This is a genomic window from Kamptonema formosum PCC 10802, assembly GCF_000332335.1.
Classification (GTDB): Bacteria; Cyanobacteriota; Cyanobacteriia; order Cyanobacteriales; family Oscillatoriaceae; genus Oscillatoria.
Genome location: NZ_KB235949.1, coordinates 68,990 through 88,698, shown reverse-complemented (window position 1 = coordinate 88,698; position 19,709 = coordinate 68,990). Strand labels below are relative to the sequence as shown.

General features: G+C 52.4%; 12 protein-coding genes. 3 read left to right on the top strand and 9 right to left on the bottom strand.

The genetic code is table 11. From position 1 onward, the window contains the following. Positions 1-1,029: 1,029 nt before the first annotated feature. Positions 1,030-1,344: a hypothetical protein gene (locus tag OSC10802_RS51635; RefSeq protein WP_232731885.1), complete on the bottom strand. Its 315-nt coding sequence runs from the start codon at positions 1,342-1,344 to the stop codon at positions 1,030-1,032. Here OSC10802_RS51635 and OSC10802_RS0130955 point away from each other — a divergent pair. The 3 genes from OSC10802_RS0130955 (at position 1,228) to OSC10802_RS42685 (ending at position 9,928) form a co-directional block, all read left to right on the top strand. Next, positions 1,228-3,432: a tetratricopeptide repeat protein gene (locus OSC10802_RS0130955; protein ID WP_017720647.1), complete on the top strand. Its 2,205-nt coding sequence runs from the start codon at positions 1,228-1,230 to the stop codon at positions 3,430-3,432. The genes OSC10802_RS51635 and OSC10802_RS0130955 overlap by 117 nt on opposite strands. A 334-nt stretch (positions 3,433-3,766) precedes the next feature. Further along, positions 3,767-5,968 carry a serine/threonine-protein kinase gene (locus tag OSC10802_RS0130950; RefSeq protein WP_017720646.1) on the top strand — a complete coding sequence of 734 codons (2,202 nt, stop codon included), beginning with the start codon at positions 3,767-3,769 and terminating at the stop codon, positions 5,966-5,968. A 681-nt stretch (positions 5,969-6,649) separates the two neighbouring features. Next, positions 6,650-9,928: a CHAT domain-containing protein gene (locus OSC10802_RS42685; RefSeq protein WP_082218434.1), complete on the top strand. Its 3,279-nt coding sequence runs from the start codon at positions 6,650-6,652 to the stop codon at positions 9,926-9,928. A 401-nt stretch (positions 9,929-10,329) separates the two neighbouring features. Here OSC10802_RS42685 and OSC10802_RS0130930 read toward each other — a convergent pair whose 3' ends face one another. The 8 genes from OSC10802_RS0130930 to OSC10802_RS0130890 all read right to left on the bottom strand — a co-directional run bounded on the left by OSC10802_RS0130930 (position 10,330) and on the right by OSC10802_RS0130890 (position 19,706). Next, entirely contained in the window at positions 10,330-11,526 is a 1,197-nt protein-coding gene (locus tag OSC10802_RS0130930; protein ID WP_155968915.1) for an ATP-binding protein, read from the bottom strand. A 102-nt stretch (positions 11,527-11,628) separates the two neighbouring features. After that, positions 11,629-11,946, bottom strand: a complete 318-nt coding sequence (locus tag OSC10802_RS0130925) for a hypothetical protein (protein WP_017720641.1) — start codon at positions 11,944-11,946, stop codon at positions 11,629-11,631. Between the two features lie 11 nt (positions 11,947-11,957). Next, positions 11,958-12,506, bottom strand: a complete 549-nt coding sequence (locus OSC10802_RS0130920) for a hypothetical protein (RefSeq protein WP_155968913.1) — start codon at positions 12,504-12,506, stop codon at positions 11,958-11,960. A gap of 555 nt (positions 12,507-13,061) precedes the next feature. Continuing rightward, entirely contained in the window at positions 13,062-13,823 is a 762-nt protein-coding gene (locus OSC10802_RS42680; protein WP_017720638.1) for a DUF928 domain-containing protein, read from the bottom strand. Then, positions 13,820-16,111 carry a CHASE2 domain-containing protein gene (locus tag OSC10802_RS0130905; protein ID WP_017720637.1) on the bottom strand — a complete coding sequence of 764 codons (2,292 nt, stop codon included), beginning with the start codon at positions 16,109-16,111 and terminating at the stop codon, positions 13,820-13,822. Before OSC10802_RS0130905 ends, OSC10802_RS42680 begins: the two co-directional genes overlap by 4 nt. 120 nt (positions 16,112-16,231) lie before the next feature. Continuing rightward, positions 16,232-17,671, bottom strand: a complete 1,440-nt coding sequence (locus OSC10802_RS0130900) for a DUF1822 family protein (protein ID WP_026098971.1) — start codon at positions 17,669-17,671, stop codon at positions 16,232-16,234. 26 nt (positions 17,672-17,697) lie between these two features. Further along, a complete protein-coding gene (locus tag OSC10802_RS0130895; protein WP_017720635.1) occupies positions 17,698-19,083 on the bottom strand; it encodes a sigma-70 family RNA polymerase sigma factor in 1,386 nt (461 codons plus the stop codon). 74 nt (positions 19,084-19,157) lie between these two features. After that, positions 19,158-19,706, bottom strand: coding sequence for a type III secretion system chaperone family protein (locus OSC10802_RS0130890; protein WP_017720634.1), 549 nt, complete (start codon positions 19,704-19,706; stop codon positions 19,158-19,160). Positions 19,707-19,709 lie beyond the last annotated feature (3 nt).

Here is a 19,709-nt window from a genome sequence, read left to right as displayed (position 1 = left end):
GCACCTCAGGCGGTTTCATCCGTATTTTCGCGTAAGTAATTGCTGAGTTGCGTCACCGGATATCCGTAGTTTCACTATAGCGCTGCGGAAAGCTAACCCCCCATTCTCCGTAATATTTCGGTACATTTGGCACCGGCAATTCTTCTGAGGGTTCAGTGAAGTGTGCGGTGGTTTCGGAGGGGGGTGAGGTGTTTCCCCCTTTCTGAATGCGGCTAAAAGGTCGCAGCTGCAGCCGGTGGTGGGTGCGATATCGCGCTTTGTCGCATCCCCCACTCAGGCAATGTGATGCCAGATTGAGGCGATAAGTAGGCCGGCAAAAATCAAGGGAAAATCAAGAAACCAGGTTTCTTAAAGAACCCGGGTTTCTGGCCTGTTTTTCTGGCCGGATATAGCCTACTAAAGTAACGTGATGTAGCTGGTGGCGCTCTCTTTTTAGAGGCAATCTAAATGTTGATAGCTCTCCATTCATCCCCTAAATACCTTTAGTTTTAAGGATTTGGATGCAAGCGCAAACGATAGGAATTAGTCTAGGGGGCTAGCCGCACGGCTGCGCTTGAGAAAATGGGGAAAGTTCACCAGCCGTTAGAGGCAGTTGACCGCCGGCGGAAAAATCTAACAAACAGGGGAATCTAGCTGGGGGGATAGGGGAGTGGATGGTTTGTGAAGTAGAATTGAAAAGGGGTTAAATATCTGCTCTGTCCGGGGGGCTGGATTGGAAGAAATCGGCTGAATCTGTTCAGGAAATATTGCTAGACTGGTGGCAGGCTGCGGTCGTTGCTGAAGGGGATCGAGCGGGCGCGCGGCACAAAGGGTTCCAGCTTTCCGGGCACAGGCGTCACTTTGAAGTAGTTAGGACTTACGCAGGGGCGGGTTCTGCAGGACGCGCCCGGCGGTATAGCAGTAGGCAGTCAGTTTAGGACACGGGCAGGACGCTGTCGCGTCCCGCTTCGCTATGGGAGGGAAGGCGTAGGGCAGGGGTCTGGCCTGCCCTCAATATCTCTGGGACAGGCGAGACGCCTACGTCCTAATCTAAGTGGCTACTGCTATAAAGTGCGTTTCGCCCAGTCGCGGCGTGCCAAGCGGCTGGGCGCGTTGAAAAGCTGCCTGTCTGCCCCGATCTCTAGCACCACCGGCACCCCCTCCCTTGCTGAGGGCGCGATTGAGAGCGGGCGGGTTGGGCAACAATAGAAAGAGGGAGGGTGATTCGCGCTCCGGCGTCGAGCCGGTGTGGATCTCCCGCAACACAACCGACCTGTAGCAGGCTGGGGTGCCGCCGTGATTGGTAAGCTTTTGGATGGACGTTACCGCATTCTTGAAGTTCTGGGCTCTGGTGCCTTTGGACAAACATATCTGGCAGAAGACATTCGCCGCCCCGGTCTGCCCAAATGCGTGGTCAAGCAATTGAGCCCGATCAGTAACGCTTCTCTATCGCTGCAAGCAGCGGGCCGGCTCTTTAAACGAGAGGCCGAAATCCTGGAAAAGCTGGGGAGACATGACAAAATTCCCCAACTTCTGGCTTATTTTGCGGAAGGGCAGCGATTTTATCTCGTGAAAGAGTACACTCCTGGCCATCCGCTGACGGAAGAGATTCTCCCCGGAGCTAACCTGTCAGAGCAGGCGACGATCGAGATCCTGTGTGAGGTGCTGGAGATTCTGGTGTTCGTGCACGGGAATCGGGCGATTCACCGGGACATTAAACCGGCTAACTTAATCCGGCGCGACTCAGACGGGAAATTAGTGCTGATCGATTTTGGGTCAGTGAAAGAAATCAGCTCGGCCCTGTCTCAGGGGCCAGCGCCGTGGACGATAGCGGCTGGGACGCCGGCTTACATGCCGGTGGAGCAATTCCAGGGGAACCCGCAATTTAATAGCGATATCTATGCTTTGGGTACGATTGCCGTGCAGGCGCTCACCGGCTTGCCGGCGGTTGACTTGCCGAAACTGCAAGACCCCAATACGGGGAAAATTATCTGGCGGCACCGAGCCCGAGTCAGCCCGCAGCTAGCAGATATCATCGACAAAATGGTACACCACCACTATGGCCAGCGCTACCAGTCAGCGGCTGCTGCCCTGGCTCACCTGAACAAGTTGCGCGTCCCCTCGCAGGTGCCAGCGCCGCCATCGACTATCATCACCGAGCACGAGACGATTCCCAGACCCCAGCTGCCGGTGCAGTTCATCGTCGCAGGGGCGGCGGCGCTGATCGTGGTGCTGGGGCTGCTGCTGCTGCTGCAGCGCCCCGACCGGACAAAGGCGGAAGCGTTTTACAACCGGGGGCTGGAGCGGGCGGAGAGCGGGGACCGGCGCGGCGCGATTGGCGATTACACCCAGGCGATTCGCTTCAATCCCAGCGAACCCCGGGCGTATTACCAGCGGGGCAATGCCTACTATGACCTGAAGGAATTGGATGCCGCGATCGCGGATTACACGCGGGCGATTGAGCGCAATTCCAACTATGCCGAAGCTTATTACAACCGGGGTTTGGCCAAGTATGACCGGCAGGACCCGCGCGGCGCGATCGAGGATTTCAACCAGGCGATCCGGCTCAATCCCAAAGAAGCCGGGGCATACTACCAGCGGGGTCTGGCGTACCACGACCTGAAAGACTTCCGGACAGCTATTGAGGACTACAACAAAGCGATCGAGCTGGCTGCGAACGACGCTAAAGCTTACCAGGCGAGGGGTCTGGCTCGCTCTGCCACCGACGACAAGCAGGGAGCGCTCGACGACTACACCAAAGCGATTCAGCTCGATCCCAAAAATGCCGGCGCTTACTACAGCCGGGGCAGAGCTCGCTTTTTTCTGGCAGACTATCAGGGGGCGATGGAAGATTACACCGAGGCGATTCGCCTCGATCCCCAGCACGCCCAGGCTTACAGCAACCGCTGCGGCGCTTATCTCAATCTCAACGACTATCGCAAAGCGATTGAGGACTGCACGCAGGCGATTCAGCTCAATGCTAAAGAGGTTACCGCCTATGACAACCGCTGTGTCGCCTACCTGAATCTTGGAGAGCACCAAAAAGCGATTGACGATTGCACGCAGTCGATCCAGATGCTGCCAAACAAAGCTAAAACCTACAGCAACCGGGGGCTGGCTCGCGCCGCCGGCAATGATAAGGCGGGAGCGATTGAAGATTACACCCAGGCGATTCGCTTGAGTCCCAGCGAGCCTTTGGCCTACAGCAATCGCGCCGCTGCCCAATCGGATCGGGGAGACTACGGCAGCGCTATTGCCGATTACGCTCAGGCGATTCGCCTCAATCCCAGCTTTGCCAGCGCCTACTACGGTCGGGGTGTGGCCCGGGCTCAGCTGGGGGATAAAGCAGGAGCGATGGAGGATATTCAGAAGGCGGCGACCCTTTATCTGGAGCAAGGCCGGCTGAGCGCCTACAAAGACGCCGTGCAGCAGCTCAGCCAGGTGCGGCAGTAATCGCGCCAGCTGTGGGGACAGGGGGCTCTGGCGTCTGGTGCGGGACGCCCAGGGGGTTTCGGGAAAGGGGGAGCGGGGGTAAAATTCTTGTATTCTGCAACCTCTCCCGAATGCGCACCGGCAACCTCAAAGTCCAAAATAGAGATCTAGCACTAGCCACTTAGGGCACGGACGTAGGACAGGCGTCTCGCCTGTCCCAGAAACCTTAAGGGCAGGCGAGACGCCTGCCCTACGCCTATACTTCGTATCAGGGGAATTATATTATACCATTTTTCACGGAATCCGAACATGTCAAATCTAACATCTAAAATCTAAAATCTATTGGGGTGCTGTGATGATTGGCCAACTTTTAGACCGGCGTTACCGGATTATTAAAGTTCTGGGTTCCAGCCCGTTTGCACAAACCTATCTGGCTGCGGACACGCACCGGCCTGGATACCCGCAGTGCGTGGTTAAGCAACTGCGCTCTCCCAGCAACCACCCCAGAACGCTGCAAGTCCTGGAGCTTTTATTTAAAAAAAAGGCAGAAACTCTGGAAAAACTGGGGAAACACGACCATATTCCCCAACTTTTAGCTGTTTTTCAGGAAAATAAAGACTTCTACCTGGTTGAAGAATTTATTGCTGGGCAGACTTTGGCTGCGGAAATGGCGACCGGTCAGCCCCTGCGGGAGGACCAAGCGATCCGCCTGCTGGAAGAGATGTTAGAAATTTTGGTTTTTGTGCACCAGCACGGGATAATCCACCAGAACATTCAGCCCGAGAATTTAATCCGGCGGCAGTCAGACGGAAAATTAGTTCTGCTCGACTTTGGGGCGTTTAAAGAAATCAGCGCTCAATTACCAACTCCCCCGAAAACGCCGCCTTTGTCTGGTGGGAAACCGATTTCTAAAAGTTACAAACCGATTGAACAAGTCCAAGGCAACCCACTGCCGGCAAGCGACATCTATGCCACCGGCATGATTGTCATCCAAGCGCTCACCGGCTTGGGTGCAGAAGATTTGGCCTCCGTGCGAGATCCGGGCTCTTCGGCTGCAGGCGAACTCTTCTGGCGGCACCGAGCTCAGGTTAGCCCCGAACTGGCAGAAGTGATTGACAGAATGGTGCGCTACGATTTGAATCAGCGCTATCAGAGCGCTTCAGAAGTCCTGGCGGATTTGAGAAGAATCAGGCGCAGGGCTGGAGGTAGCCAGTTGGGGCTGCCGCTAACTGTTGTTGAGCACAGTTACTTCCGATTGCAGCAGCACTTGAGGGGGATGGGCAGCCGGCGCATGCTGTCCCCGCTCTTCGCTGTGCCGGCAGCACTGGTGGCTGCCGGCGGATTCGGTTTGAGTTTCTATCTTCAAACTCAGAACATCGCTGGGGATTTGAAAAGCCGTGGGGTGGAAAAAGCTACGCGAGGCGATCGCACCGGCGCGATTGAGGATTACAACCAGGCGATTCGCTTCAATCCCAATGACGCGGAGGCTTATTACAAGCGGGGAAATGTCAACTACGATGCGGGGAAGTTGAAGGAGGCAAAAGAGGACTACTCTCAGGCGCTCCGGCTCAATCCCAACTTTGCTAATGCCTATTATAACAGAGGTTTGGCGAATTACGACTTGAAAGAGTATCAAGCGGCGGTGGATGATTATACGGAGGCGCTCCGAATTAATCCCAATGACGGGGAGGCGTATTACAAGCGGGGTCTGGCTCACTTGGAGTTGCGAGAATATCCGGCGGCGATTGAGGACTGCACGCGGGCGATTCAGCAAAATCCTAATGATGCGAAATCTTATATCAGTCGCGGACTGGCTCGCGCCGCCAGCGGGGACCAGCGGGGAGGATTAGCAGATTTTACGCAGGCGATTCGGATTGATTATAATAATGGGGAGGCTTTTTACAATCGGGGGAAGGTTCGCTTTTCTATGGCGGACTATCAGGGGGCGGTTGAGGATTATTCTGAGGCGATTCGGATTAATCCGCAGTATGCCGGTGCTTACAGCAGCCGCTGTGAGTCGCAGTTGAATCTGTCTGAGTTTGAGAGGGCGGTTGAGGATTGCTCGTCAGCGCTGAAGTTGAATCCGAATGATGCGGTTGCTGCGGAAAACAGGTGTGTGGCTTATTTTAATCTCGGCAACTATCAGAATGCGATTGAGGACTGCACTCAGGCGATTGCGCTGAATCCTAATAATTCTCAAGCGTACAGCGATCGCGGGCTGGCTCGCTCTGCCGGTGGGGATAAATCTGGGGCGATTGAGGATTATACGAGAGCGATTCGCATCAATCCTAGCGATGCGGTTGCGTACAGCAAGCGTGCGGAGGCTCACTTGGATTTGGGAGACAGCAGCAGCGCGATTGAGGATTACACGCAGGCAATTCGTCTGAAGCGCGAGCATGAGGGGGCTTATTATGGGCGGGGGCTGCTCCGCGCTCAAATTGGGGACAAGCAGGGGGCGATTCAGGATTTGCAAAAAGCTGCTAAGCTGTGTTTGGATCAGGGGAATACGGGGTGCTATAATGATGCGCAGTTGCAGTTGAAAAAGTTGCAGCCGTAGGGGGATAGGGGAGTGTGCCGGTGGGGGAATTGTGGGAGGATTTCCCGATAAACCGGCACCGGCAGGTTGTCATTGCTAGTTCCCTGGCGAATAGCTACTTTCCGGGTGATTGGAAAGAAGCTGTTGGCGAATTAAGGGGGGGTTAGACCTACAGCTAGTTCCTCCGCGATTAGCCCAGGTTCCTGGCGATTGGAAATCGCGGCTATACAGACAAAGCCCGCCTTCGCGGGCTAAGAGTATAGCGAGACTCTCAAAATCTGCGCGGTTTTTTCCTGTTTACCTCGTTCCCAGGCTCCGCCTGGGAGCGCTCTGCGATCAGCTCCACCGGCAGCGAGCGAGTTGCAGGGTAGGGCGGGTTTATAGATAAGCAAAGCCGGTTACAGATAGGTTAGATAAACCGGCACCGGCATTCATGGTGTGGGGGCGGGTTTATGACAATCCTGCGTTGGGTGGCTTGTATTTCGGACGAACCCGCCCCTACAGGCATTCGTGGGGTTGGGGCGGGTTGGTGCCGGGGCGGGTTTATGACAATTCGGCGTTGGGTGGCTTCTATTTTGGGTTCACCCGCCCCTACAGGCATTCGTGGGGTTGGGGTTGGGGCGGGTTTATAGATAAGCAGAGTATTGCGGTGGGGGGTGAGTCGGGATATAATTTGTGTCAAATTTCTGCGGAGGTGGCGGTATGGGTGGGCGTTGGGACGGGGATTGGCGTGTGTGGGGAGGGGTGAGGCGGATGAGAGGGGCAAGAGTGGCTGTTTTGGGGATGGCTGCGGTGTTGTTTTGGCCGGCGGTGCCGGTGGGTTCGCGCAGTGTGCCGGTGGGGGGGGAAAGTGGCTTCCACAAAGCGATAGATGGTTCGCAGTCTGTGTCAGAAAATAATCAGAGCCAGTTGGCTCAACAGCAGACTGGGCCTTCCGATAGCACTCGGGCAGCAGCCCAACGAGCCCTTGATGAAGGGATTCGGCTATTTGAGCGAAAAACGCCTGAATCCTTGCGACAAGCGCTCCCAAAGTTTGAAGAGGCACTGCGTCTGTGGCGGAATGTGGGCGCTCGCGATCGGGAAGCTGCAGCCGTCAATCGTATGGGTTTGGTTTACGAATCCTTGGGGGAAAAACAACAAGCGCTCAACTATTTTCATCAGGAACTAGAAATTTGGACAGGTTTGGGCAACCAACCCTGGCAAGCTGTGGCTTTAGACAGAATTGCTAGTGTCTATCTCTCCCTAGGTGAAAAGCAACAGGCGTTAAACTACTACAACCAAGCACTTCCGCTTTATAGAGCTTCGGATAATCGTCAGGGAGAAGCAGTTACCCTGAACAGTATTGGCTCTCTATATCAATCATTCAAAGATGGAAGAAAGGCACTATATTACTACACTCAATCGCTGCCGCTATGGCGGGCTTTAGGAAACCAAGGTTGGGAAGCTACCACACTCAGCAACATCGGTGAAATGTACGCCTCCTTAGGACAAAAACAACAGGCGTTAAACTCCTACAATCAAGCACTTCTGCTATGGCAGGCTTTAGGAAACCAAGGTTGGAAAGCCTTTACGCGCAGGAGAATTGCTGAAATATACGGCACCTTGGGTGAAAAACAAAACGCAATCGACTCCTATAAGCAAGCTGTGCTGCTTTATCGAGAGATTGGTGACAAACGGCAGGAAGCCTTTACGCTTAGTAGCCTTGCTGGAATATACGGCACCTTGGGTGAACAACAGAACGCAATTGACTCCTATAAAAAAGCTGTGCTGCTTTATCGAGAGATTGGTGACAAACGGCAGGAAGCCTTTACGCTTAGTAGCCTGGCTGGAATATACCACACCTTGGGTGAAAAAAAGAACCAAATCGACTCCTATAAGCAAGTTGTGTTGCTATATCGAGAGATTGGTGACAAACGGCAGGAAGCCTTTACTTTTGTGGGCATTGGAACAATATACCATTCATTAGGGGATAAGAAAAATACGATTGAGAACTGGGAGCAGGCAGTGCTTCTCTTTCGCTCCCTCAGAATGGACAATTTAGCTGGGAATATGTTGGTTAATATCGCGGCTATATATAATCTTTTGGGAGAAAAGCCAAAAGGGATTGACTTTTTAAACGAGGCCCTGCCTTTATTACGGGCTACGAAAGATCGAGTTAGAGAAGCAGAAACTATTAGAGCTATCGGGTTATTCTATATAGAATTGGGACAGCAGCAAAAGGCAAGAGAATACCTTAGCCAAGCGGTCGCAACCTGGCAGGCTTCGGGAAGTCGCAGTGGCGAAGCAATGACGCTTTTGGATATTGCTAAACTGGAGCGGAGCTTGGGACATTTAAATGAAGCTTTAGCTCAAATAAAAGCGTCTGTTAAAATTCTTGAAAATGAGCGTCAAAAACACAAGTCTAGTCCTGAAGAACGCGATTTGATATCGGAAGGATCGTGGAAATATTACAACTTCTACATTGACCTATTGATGCAATTGAATCAGCAGCACCCAGATGCCAGGTACAATTTAACAGCTTTTGAAGTAAGCGAACGCGGTCGCGCTCGCACTCTTCTCGAACTCTTAAACGAAGCGCGTGCCGATATCCGACAAGGAGTTGATCCAGCGCTGCGAGAGCAGGAACGCCAGTTGGAACAACAATTGGCTGCCAAAACGCAATACCAATTGCAACTGTTCAGTAGTCAACCTACGGAACAACAAATCGCTGCCATCAGCAAAGAGATTGCACAGCTCCAGCAGCAGTATCAACAAGTCCAATATCAAATCCGCGCCACCAGTCCCCGCTACGCTACCTTAACTCAACCGGAACCTCTCACCCTCAAAGAAATTCAGCAACAAATTGTGGATGCGGACACCATCCTGCTGTCTTACTGGCTGGGTGAAGAACGCAGCTATCTGTGGGCTGTCACCCCCACTTCCATCACCGCTTACGAGCTGCCCAAACGCGCCGATATCGAAACCGCCGCCGAAGAATTCATCAAATACTTGGCACCTCGGTATAGCGGTTCAGCCGACGCCGATGTCAAAGCCGCTACCCTGAGCAAAATAATTTTAGCGCCGGTTGCCGAGCAGTTGCAGCAGAAACGCTTGCTGATAGTTGCTGACGGCGGACTGCAATACATTCCTTTCAGCGCTTTGCCGGTGCCGGTGCAGCCTGCAGCGGGCGAAAGTCCCCAACTCCTGATAGCAGAACACGAAATTGTCAGCTTGCCTTCTGCCTCGACTCTCTCTATTATCAGGCGGGATACTGCCAATCGTCAACCCGCCCCCAAAGCTGTTGCTGTGCTGGCAGATCCGGTGTTTGGCGCTGAAGATCCGCGCGTGAAGGGAACCCCCACACCTCAGACACCGCCGCTGTTAACCCCCAATCTTACCCGAGGTACTGACAGTGAGGGGAAAACTTGGAATCCACTTCCTGGCACCCGCCTGGAAGCGGAAAGAATTTTATCTCTGGTGCCAGATTCTGAGAAAATGCAGGCATTTGATTTTGACGCGAATCTTGACAAAGCAACGGACTCTGTGCTAAGTAACTATCGGGTCGTGCATTTTGCCACTCACGGCTTTCTCAACTCCCAGAACCCGCAACTATCGGGGATCGTTTTGTCTCTCGTCAACCAGTTTGGCGCAGAGCAAAACGGGTATCTGCTCACACCGGCAGTGTTCAATTTGAATTTGCCGGCGGAATTGGTGGTGCTGAGTGGCTGTGAAACCGGCAAGGGAAAGGAGGTTAAAGGGGAAGGAGTTGTGGGGCTGACCCGAGGGTTCATGTATGCCGGTGCCAAACGGGTGATGGTGAGTTTGTGGACTGTGAGCGATGGTGAGGGTACGCCGGAGCTGATGAGCAGATTTTACCAGAAGATGCTGAAAGATGGGCTGCCGCCGGCGCGGGCGTTGCGAGAGGCGCAACTGTCGATGATAGCAGAGGGGAAAAAGCCTCATTACTGGGCACCTTTTATCCTGCAGGGCGAGTGGAAATAGATTGAATTTCTCGTTTGTTGTTCTTAGGCGGGGGCTGGGAGTGAGGAAACATTTAGAAACCCGTAAGGGGCGGGCACAGGGGCACATTGGTGTCAACTTAAGCTCCTGGCGAATGGAATTCGCGGCTATACAAACGAAGTCCGCCTGCGCGGACTAAAAGAAGAACGAGACTCTTAAAACCCAAGCCGAAGCGGGTTTTGTCTGTATAGCTGAGGTTTCAACCGCCGAGAGACTGCCGGACACAGCCCTCTATGGCAGAGAGCTGGTTTCGCGCCAAGGGGAGCGAGAAAATGCCTTCATATCGTCTATCAGAAAGACGGGAGGCAGAGCCTCCTTTGTCCTCGTTCCCAGGCAGAGCCTGGGAACGAGAAATCTTTCAGAAGTTGCAATTCGTGGGCCAGTTATTGCGAATTGGTAGAATTAGGTTTGCCGTTATTATAGAGAGGGGTTTCTTTATCCTGCGATTCTCCCTGCTTGGCTAAAGCTGACTGCACTGTTTGGCGTACTTCCTCCTTCTCTGTTGGGGTTAAATTGCTGGTACGCTGGTTAATACGTTCCGCCTTTTTGCGAGCAATCGCTTCAAGCAAATCTGTCATTGCAACAGCACCCTGTCTGGGATGTTTCCCTTGCTTTTTGGCTTTCAAAGCCACTCGATTTGCTGCATCGAGTACGGCTTCCCGGATTTCTCGCCCGCAGACATCTTCAACTTTGGCCAACTCATCGAGGGAGACATCAGCTGCTAGAGGCAATTCTGCCGGCAGGTGCCGGTGCCAAATCTCGCGGCGGCATTTTTCATCGGGCATTGGAAAGTGGATATGCCGCACCCGCGTCTCGAATGCTTTGTCATAGTTCTCAACCAAGTTTGTTGCGAAAATGACAATGCCGCGAAACTGCTCTAAGCAAATTAGTAGCTGACTCCGCATCGAGTTAATAGCTTGCTCTGAGCCAGAATTGACTTCTGTTAGCCGCTTTGAGAGTAAAGAATCCGCTTCATCAATGAAAAGCAGGGCACCATCTCGCTCAGCTGCGTAAAAGATAGCCTTGAGATTTTTAGGGCCATCTCCATGAAATTTGCTTTCAATATCAGCGTAGCTAGCCAGCAAAATCGGTTTTCCCAGTCGGGCGGCGATAGCGTGTGCAGCCAATGTTTTGCCAGTTCCCGGAGGGCCATAAAAGTTCAGAACTGTGCGCGGGTTTGGCTGAATTTTTCTCAACCCCCACTCATCAAAAACAGTAAACTCCACTTCAATCGCATCCACTGCAGACAGGAGAGTGTCCAGCACTAAGTCAGGAACTACCAATTGCTCAAAATCATACAGTGGTGATTCAGCTTGGTACTGACGCGCACGTTCAGCAATTGAAGAATCATTACTGTCTCCACTTTTGCCAAGATTGGCTGCTGTTTTAAGGTGGCTAGTGACACTGCCGCCATTTGGCATTTGCAATTCTGTCCCGATAACCAGTTTGATATCTTCTACGCCGGTTTGGTCAAGCAGTTCATTAACTGACCTGATTAGTCTTGAGCGGAACACTGCCGCATCAGGTTCTGGTACAATTTCTGGTATGCCGTGAATTCGGAGCTTCCGAGTTTTGCTCATTACTTTAATCCCTTTGTTCATCAGATAGGCAATGGTTCTGTAACACCTTGTTTGGAAAAGACTGGTGAGGAAAGAGAACCCCCCCCACCAGATTTGTGGGTTCTACTGGTAAATAACCAATTCGTCGTAGCGGTGAGCGTCTGCCACCTGATGGTCAACACTATCGGAGTTTATGGTTCTCGCTTCATCCAGGTTCTGAGACTCCGTATCGAAAATACCCTGGATAGTTTTGAATTTATTTGCGCTGATTTTTTGCTGGAGCGTAAATGCCACTTTTCGCTTGTTGATACGGCTTTGCCGGTTGCGAAACCAGGTAGCGATGTCGCTAAACGTGAGGTAAGCGATGTAGACAGTAATGGCTATATTAGCTGCAATCGAAGTAACTAAACTAATCAGCCAAAGAGTTTCCAAAAAGGCCACTGGATTTTCTCCTATTCAACAACAATTAAATTGTCATCACCAAATGCTTCGTTTAGCTCTTTGTCCAATTTCTTCACCGTCAGTTGTCGCCCGTATGGTGTACCATTAGGTTGGCACACCAACTGGTTGTCTTTGTCCAAAAATATCTGGATGAATAGCTGACCATGACGAGAGCGCTGCCGCATAATCGCTCCTTTTTTGACCTTTGGATCTTTTGGGCGCTGAGTTACGAAGTACCGCATCGCGTCGTCATAGGTCATTACGGGAAGGATTTCTGGTTCGGACGGCAGAAAGTTCCGCACCTCTGCTAACAGTTGGTTGATCAAGCCAGTCAAATTCTGGTAGAATTCCTCTAGGGTCTGTTTTTCTTGGGGCTGGGATTTATTTTTCATGGGTGCTGTCGTTTTTGAACTGGTTACATCTATATATCGGGAGTGGTTTAGAGAAATATGCAGGTTTCCCAGAAATTTGTTTTGTTGGGCCAAGCTGCGGATTTCTCCAATGGACTTGCCGGTGTGTAAGACTTTAGCTAGTATCCGGGCGATTAGAAACTCACGCAAAGGCAGACTTTCGCCCGTGCTGAGTGGGGCTAGAATGCAAGAGGGCATTCTCTTGGCCCAGGATTCTGTTTGGCTGTAGCCTTCTATAGATACATCAGGCTGGCTAAACTGTTTTATGCGGGGGGTGGGAAAAAAATTTCTCGAATTGTGGCAAATTCCAAATAGATCCTGGACACTCGGCTTGGCCAATCAGGGTGAAAGCCGCCCAGTCTCTGGGTGGGGGTGGGATTGTGGCGCGGAACGCAGGCGGTAAAAAACCGCAGCCTACCACCGAAAACCCACAAGGCAAGCAGAAGTCCGCGCAGGCGGACTTCGTTTGTATAGCGCCAGACTTCAGTCTGGCGGTTAAAACTTCGGGCGGTAAAAAACCGCAGCCTACCACCCAAAACCCACAAGGCAAGCAGAAGTCCGCGCAGGCGGACTTCGTTTGTATAGCGCCAGACTTCAGTCTGGCGGTTAAAACTTCGGGCGGTAAAAAACCGCATCTACACAAACAAAACCCGCCTGCGCGGGTTAAAGAAGTCCCCGCAAGCGGATCTGCACTGCGGAATTACATCACGGAACAAAAGGCTCTGTGGCCATATCTGCCAACCCAACATCCCCCAACAAATCCGCCCAGTCCTCGGCAAAAGTTTTATCCTCCGGGGAACGGCGGCGGAGTTCGGCCAAAAGTGTCACAGCCTCGTACCACAAACCATTCTCAGCATAAATGATAACGCGGTCGCGTTCCGAGGTGGCTGCCTCTAATTGGCTCTGAACCTCAGGCTTAAGCGCCTCTCGCGTCACCTTCCCTTCCACGAAATCATCTTTCATGCGGTCGGCTGAATCGCAAATTACAGTGAAAACCCACTGGTATGTTTTGCCACTCTCCAGCGGCGGCACTGTTTCCGGGAGGGGGACACTCACAATCCCCTTTCCCGGAACCGGCAAAGTAGTCTGATAAACGTCTTTTTTCCGGTCGTCCCGCAGCACAAACTCTGCCGAAAATCCAGGTTTGGAAGCATAGGGAATATAAAACCACAAAGTCGGGCGCTCTGAGACAGTTAACCCTATGAGTTCCTCCGTAACTAAGGCTGTAATCTGCTTTTCCGCTCCCCGGCAATTATTATCGCCCCGGCTTCCCGCACTTGTTCGGCGGGTCGGGTTTTTCACCGGCGCACTGACAAAGCGCACTCGCTTTCTTTTATTTTGAGCGATTGAGGTGGCGTTGAATAATTCTCCAGGGACAGGCTGTGCCGGCACTCCTGTGGGGGTGCCGGGTAAGTTAATCAGCGCCAAGGTGAGCGTGAGCCGCGTTATTTTGTTGGCCCGGTTCATAACCCCTTTTTTATCGATGCACTATAAACTACCACAATCCCTCCAGTCATTCCCAAGGCCAGCGCTGAGGGAACAAGCGGCACCCAACTGCCCTGTATCAAAAGAATATAGCAGATTCCAGACAAAATGACAAGAGCGCCGGCAATTGCCACCCCTCGATGTAACGGCTTGCGCCACCCCCAAACCAGCGCACCGCCCGCAAATGACCACCCCCAGATCCAGATAGTTTCGCCCCATGCCGGCCAAACTCCCAACAGGGGGCGCTTGTCCAGAACCGCACTGAGAATTTGACTCACCATCTGCGCCTGAATCAGCACTCCGGGCATTGTCTGGTACGGCGTCGGGTGATTGTCAGGTTTAGTTGGGTCAGTAACGCCAATCAGGACAATTCTATCCCTTACCCAATTCGGGTCAAATTGGCCATTCAAAACATCCGCGATGCTAACTCGCCGCGCCACGTCTTTGAAGGTGCGGTAATTCAGCAAAATTTGATAGCCCCGCAAATCCGTATGGCGGTAGCCACCGGCACCGGCAGGCTTGTCTGGATTGATTTGCAAAGGTTTGAAGACAGTCTTCCTTAACGTTAGATATTGAGTGAGGGCAGGGGCGATGCCCTCTTTTTCATCTAAGTAATCAAGTGCCAGCCGCAAACTAAACGAATGGTCAGCGCGACAGGGAGAATTAAACTTTGGATCGAAAAACAACAAGTGCCGGCGGATAACCTTGTCCGAGTCTGGTACAATATCGCTAAAGCCGTGCCGGTCTTCATCAGTCACTGCAGGAGGCGGTGGGATGCCGGGGTCATTCTCTTGAGGAACTTGACAGATGACAATAAGCCGGTCATTTTGCAGCTGTTTGACTAACTCAGCATTGCCAGTTCCCACCGGCACGTCGCGATAGATATCCAAACCAATAACCGGCGGCTGATGCGAACCTATCTTTTCTATCACCCGCGCCAGAATGCCATCGGGTAGCGGAAAGCCATATTTTTTGATATCATCAGAAGTAGCTTCAACCACCAGCAGTCGCGGGTCAGCTCCTTCGTCGGGGCGCACTTGCATGAGTTGGTCAAATGCCTTAAGTTCCAGTGTTTCTAGCCCCCCTAACTGTCGCACCCCCAGCACCAAGCTAGTGGCTGCCAAACTTGCCAGAAACGCCGCCCCAAGTTTGACCCAATTATACCGGCTTCCGCGCTCACCGCTCTTCCCACTCTTCCCATATCGCAACTCCTCCCAAGTCGGAGGCACTTCTGCCGGATTCTGGCAAATCACCGGCATCCAGCTAGCACAGGGAAACTCACGCTCTAACCCGTGCAACCTTTCCCGCGCCGAGCGCACCGCCATATATAAAGACGTGCCACCGGCAAACTCTTCCAAAAAATACTTCAAAAACTCCTGCGCCACTTTATCCGGCACCGGCTCTCGCATCACAATAACTTGCGGAATTTGCAAATCTGCCAGCTGCTGCGCCAACCCCAACCCATCGCAAGAGTTGAAAATCGCCACCTGCAAACCCCGCGCAATCGCTTTTCTAAACCCATTCTTTAACTCGTCAATCGTTAGACTGTCCTCCTGATTAATATAAAGACGCCCCTTTTTGTCTTCAGTGCGGCTGTGCCCCGCAAAAAACAATATCTCCCACGACTGCTCCCAAAGTTTGTCATTTATCTCCGTTAGTGCCGGTTCTGGCAGAAAAACAGGTTCAGTGTTGGGCAATTGCTCCAGCAGCGCCCGGTCTGCTTCGATATTAATGTCGGTGCTGTCCCCTAAAATCGCCAGAATGCGAACTTTCGCTCCCGCCGGTGCCGCTTTTTCTTGGCGCTCATATTTTTGGGCGCTCAAAGAAATTTCCGCCTTGGGATAGCGCTCAAAAAAGTCCCACAAATCCCAGGGAAGTCGCTGCAATCCCTCCTCAGCTTGAATGATTACTCTCACTTCATCAGAGGGCTGCAATTTTTCCAGCAAAGTCTCTCGAATCGAGCGAAAGGGTTCGGAATTCAGCCAATCGCACAAAACCTTCTTCAGCCTCTCGGCAGCATCGCGACAATCCTGGACAGGAGAAATCTGCGTTACTTGCGCGACTGGTTTATCCAGTCTGACCCGCAAACTCAATCGCCGGTACTTGGACTGCCAATCGTCATAAATCGCGGGTATTGTGGGGGCAGGGGGCAACTTGCCGTTGATTTCGGTGTCGGGTCCGCTCCCCTCTTCCCCAATCTGGAGAATCACCGGAAATCCTTGCTGAAAATCTCCCCCCACCAACTTTAAAAAAACTAATTTCCTAGCCATTGCCCTCCTCTAGCGTCCTATTTCTTTATACCGGAACGCTCGCCCTTTGTCAACCCTCAATGTCAACCCTCAAGTTTCGGAAACCCAGTTTCTCCTGTCAACCGGGTTTCCCCAGCGCTTTCAGATAACAAAACTTTCCGAAACACTCACCCCCTCTAACCCTACTTTAACACTGAACCACTCTCCCCGCGTTCCGCCCAACTTGAGCTGAATCCACTCATCAGCATCCCGGGCTTGCACTTCTAGAAAAATATCACCTTGTTCATCGAGTACCGTCAGCCCCAACCCCGGCGGCAGAGAAGTCTTGCCCCCCAGAGGATACACCCGCACGAGAATGGCAAGTTTTCCTTCAGCTTTGGGCAAAGCCGCTACCATCAGTGCTACGGCATGACCGGCTATCTGCATCCCCAAATCCTTTACCCTTCGGACACCCGATGCTGGATTGCCTGGATCTATTTTCCACAAGCTTTCAGCCGCCGCCCAGCGGGTTTCCTCATCAGTAGTTTTGCCCAGCAGGTAAATTAAAGCCTCAACAGCTTGGGGGGAACCCTTTCCAATTTCCCCCAATCTCTGCGCCGCAATTTTAAGCAGCCCTTCATCAGAAGTGGTATCAATCAGGCGAATTTTATTAGCGATGGCTTCAGTACCGCCTGATTCACTGCCTCGACTGCGAAACCCCCGGGCTAAATTGACTTCAGGTACTCCAAAAAGTTCTTCAATGGTCTGCCAGCCGGCCTCAACGACATTCTCAAACCACTGGCTTAAGTTGACTAATGTGCTAGCAGGTGCCGGTGCAACAGCTGCTGCAACAGCTGCTGCAACAGCTCCCGCAATAGCTAGCATCCGCCGCTTATACAGCTGCTGTCTCCAACTCCCATTATCCAGCAGCGCCCCCCACTGCTCAAACCCCACATCCAGGCGAGGCGAATAAGGAGAATGCCGGCTCAATTGCGCCAGCAGATTTTCTGCCGACATTGTATGCAAAACCGGCAAAGACTTCACCGGCACCCTTTCATCCGCACCGACTTCCACCGCCACCCACATCACATTCAGATTTTCAATTGCATCCTCCCGCCGCAAATAATAACACCGCTCCAACTCATCATATATCCCCTTACTTTTCAGCATCTCGTGGGTAGCGTACCCCCACACCCGCAACCAGCCCCCATCCGGGTTAACTTGCACCGCCAAATAATAGTCACCGGCCCAACTCGGAATATCCACCCACTCCTGCGGAACGCAGAACTCTGCAATATCCAGCGCTTCACTCGGAATCAGTATAAACCGCGTTTTATCAAGCGCAACAGCCGTACCATTTACCACTTCCCAAATCCCCGGCAAATCCGCCTCACTTGGCCACACTTTAGCAGCCAATCCACTCTCTTCTTCCAGCCACTGAATCACAAGAGTCAGACACAAACGGTTCAGAAAAGCATTCCAGCGAGCCGCATTATAAGAGTATTCCCCATCATTTGGCCATGCCGCTGACCGCTCCCTGCGGTCGAACTCCAGCCACAGCTGCTCTGGGAATTCTACCATAAGTTCAGGCACTGTAAACATTGAAATTCCTCCGAATTTACTCCAAATTACTCCAAAAAATTGCTCCAGTCTCTCACAAAAGCCCCCAGCCGGTTATCCGCCTGCGGGAGTTGCGACAGAGAAATCTGCAAGCGGGATTCCACATAGAGTTTCAATTCATCCCGCAAGCTGCTGCGCACCTCTGCAAGACGTGCCTTTGCGCCGGCTTCCGAAATTTTCATCTTTGTGAGAGAGGAAGCTAAGAAAGCGGCATAAGGCGCTTTGCAATGCTCTTCCAGCCACAGCTTCATCAGTTGGCCTTTCTTGTCAATCTCTTTTGACTTCTTGCCAAGCTTTGACTTTCCCTCATATTTCCCCAGCTCTTTTAACAGCTGAGTCAAGAGAACCTTGCCCTGCTTTTTCATTTGCCTGGAAAACTTCTCCTGCTCCCAGCCGAACAAGCCAGCCACTTCCTTCTGGGTAAAGCCCAGCCCCAGCCAGAGTTCAAACATTTTACGAATCTCTTTTGGCAGCAATTGGAAGCTTTGAGATAAAATAGAATTGACTCGCTCCCTTTCAAATTCCGGGCTGTCGTCTTCGCTGATATCATTATATATCAACGGCTGGGGAACCGGCATTGAGGGGGTCAGAGCTACCTCAAGGCTGCCGGCTGACGCGGGGGAATTTTGGGATTGCCGGCGAGCCGCATCAACAACAGTATTCAGCAAATTTTGCAGCTCTTCTACACTAACCTCTGCTTCCAATTTTAACTGACCGCGCAACTGGTTGTAGCGACCGGCAATCTCCTCCCACTTGACGGCGCTGGGTGGCTGCAGCTTCCGGCTCCCTTCTGAAGAAGCCGGTGTGTAAATGTCTGTGAAGCAGCGCCAAGCCAGCCGGTAAAGAGCAACCTGCGACTCTGTATAGCCGCAGTTTTCTAAAGCCTCTTCCAGAGAAGTTTTCCTCAGCGAGCGCAGCAGCGCCCAGTCAGAATATTTCTCCGCCTCTCTCCCCCGGCGCAACTCGTCTAGCAGATAACTCCTGAGTCTCATTTGCGCATAAGTCTGGACGCTACTGAGGCGAGAGTCATAGTTAGCAAAGAGTTTCGCGGGATTGCCGGCAAAATCTCTGGCAATTTGAAAGCAATCTGTGGGAGTGTGACCCCTATCAGAAAACTGCAGGCAAATTTTGACAGCTGTCCAATAGCAGGCGGTTTCCAGGTAAGCGGACAAGTGCCCTTTCGCCGGCGGATAGAGGGCAACTGGCACAGCCTCTTTCAGCCAGTGCAGCGCCCAAAAATTTTCGTTCGCCCCTGGATCTAGCTCAACCATCCTCTGCATACTGCGCTTCAATGCCGGCTCATAAACCCACCGGCTGATAGCAAGAGAGCCGGTGCGCTCTCCCACTATAGCAAAAGTGGAAAACTTGTCAATGAGAGTCTGACGCTCGCACATGGTGCACCTCACACTTGTTTTACGCTCGCATCCCATTTTCCCAGACTGGGGTAAACAGCAACTCATCACCGGCATTATCTCACACCTCTTTGCTTGCGAGCGGCGAGCGCTTTTTCCAAATGGGTGAGCGCTCCAGACGGCCACATTTCTTGCAGCGCCAGCAACAGCCGTTCGCCCAATTCCGCCTCACCGGGATCAGTGCCGGTTTCCAGCACCGCCAGAAGTCTCGGCATCGCCACCGAATCTACCAGATAAATCAGACCGTCCAAGCACCGCTCAAACTGCCTTTGAGTCAGGGTATTATCTTCTAAGGGTAACTCAATTGCGGCGCGGATTTCCCCATCCATCGGATTGTACTCCCAGCGCACCATCTTAACCTGCCAAGAAAGGGCCAGCAGAGTTTGAAACAGCACACCTTTATAGATATGCTCTCTGACATTGAGCAGCTGTGGCGCACCGAGCGAGAAATACTCTCCATCTTCCTTTAAGGCGATCGCAAGCAAAAACCGCTCCACGTTTTCCGCTCTCACGCCGGTGATGATGCGGTCATGTTCCGAATCTACCTCGTATGTCCAGTTTCGCTCGTCGAGATAGCGAGCGATCTGCGCTAGGGTCGTGGCCATAAT

What these genes read in the sequence shown, in the direction of transcription:
- OSC10802_RS0130930 (WP_155968915.1), bottom strand. Translation starts at nt 11,526, where the DNA reads ATGAGCAAAACTCGGAAGCTCCGAATTCACGGCATACCAGAAATTGTA.
- OSC10802_RS0130890 (WP_017720634.1), bottom strand. Translation starts at nt 19,706, where the DNA reads ATGGCCACGACCCTAGCGCAGATCGCTCGCTATCTCGACGAGCGAAAC.
- OSC10802_RS0130950 (WP_017720646.1), top strand. Translation starts at nt 3,767, where the DNA reads ATGATTGGCCAACTTTTAGACCGGCGTTACCGGATTATTAAAGTTCTG.
- OSC10802_RS0130905 (WP_017720637.1), bottom strand. Translation starts at nt 16,111, where the DNA reads ATGGCTAGGAAATTAGTTTTTTTAAAGTTGGTGGGGGGAGATTTTCAG.
- OSC10802_RS0130895 (WP_017720635.1), bottom strand. Translation starts at nt 19,083, where the DNA reads ATGTGCGAGCGTCAGACTCTCATTGACAAGTTTTCCACTTTTGCTATA.
- OSC10802_RS0130900 (WP_026098971.1), bottom strand. Translation starts at nt 17,671, where the DNA reads ATGTTTACAGTGCCTGAACTTATGGTAGAATTCCCAGAGCAGCTGTGG.
- OSC10802_RS42680 (WP_017720638.1), bottom strand. Translation starts at nt 13,823, where the DNA reads ATGAACCGGGCCAACAAAATAACGCGGCTCACGCTCACCTTGGCGCTG.
- OSC10802_RS42685 (WP_082218434.1), top strand. Translation starts at nt 6,650, where the DNA reads ATGGGTGGGCGTTGGGACGGGGATTGGCGTGTGTGGGGAGGGGTGAGG.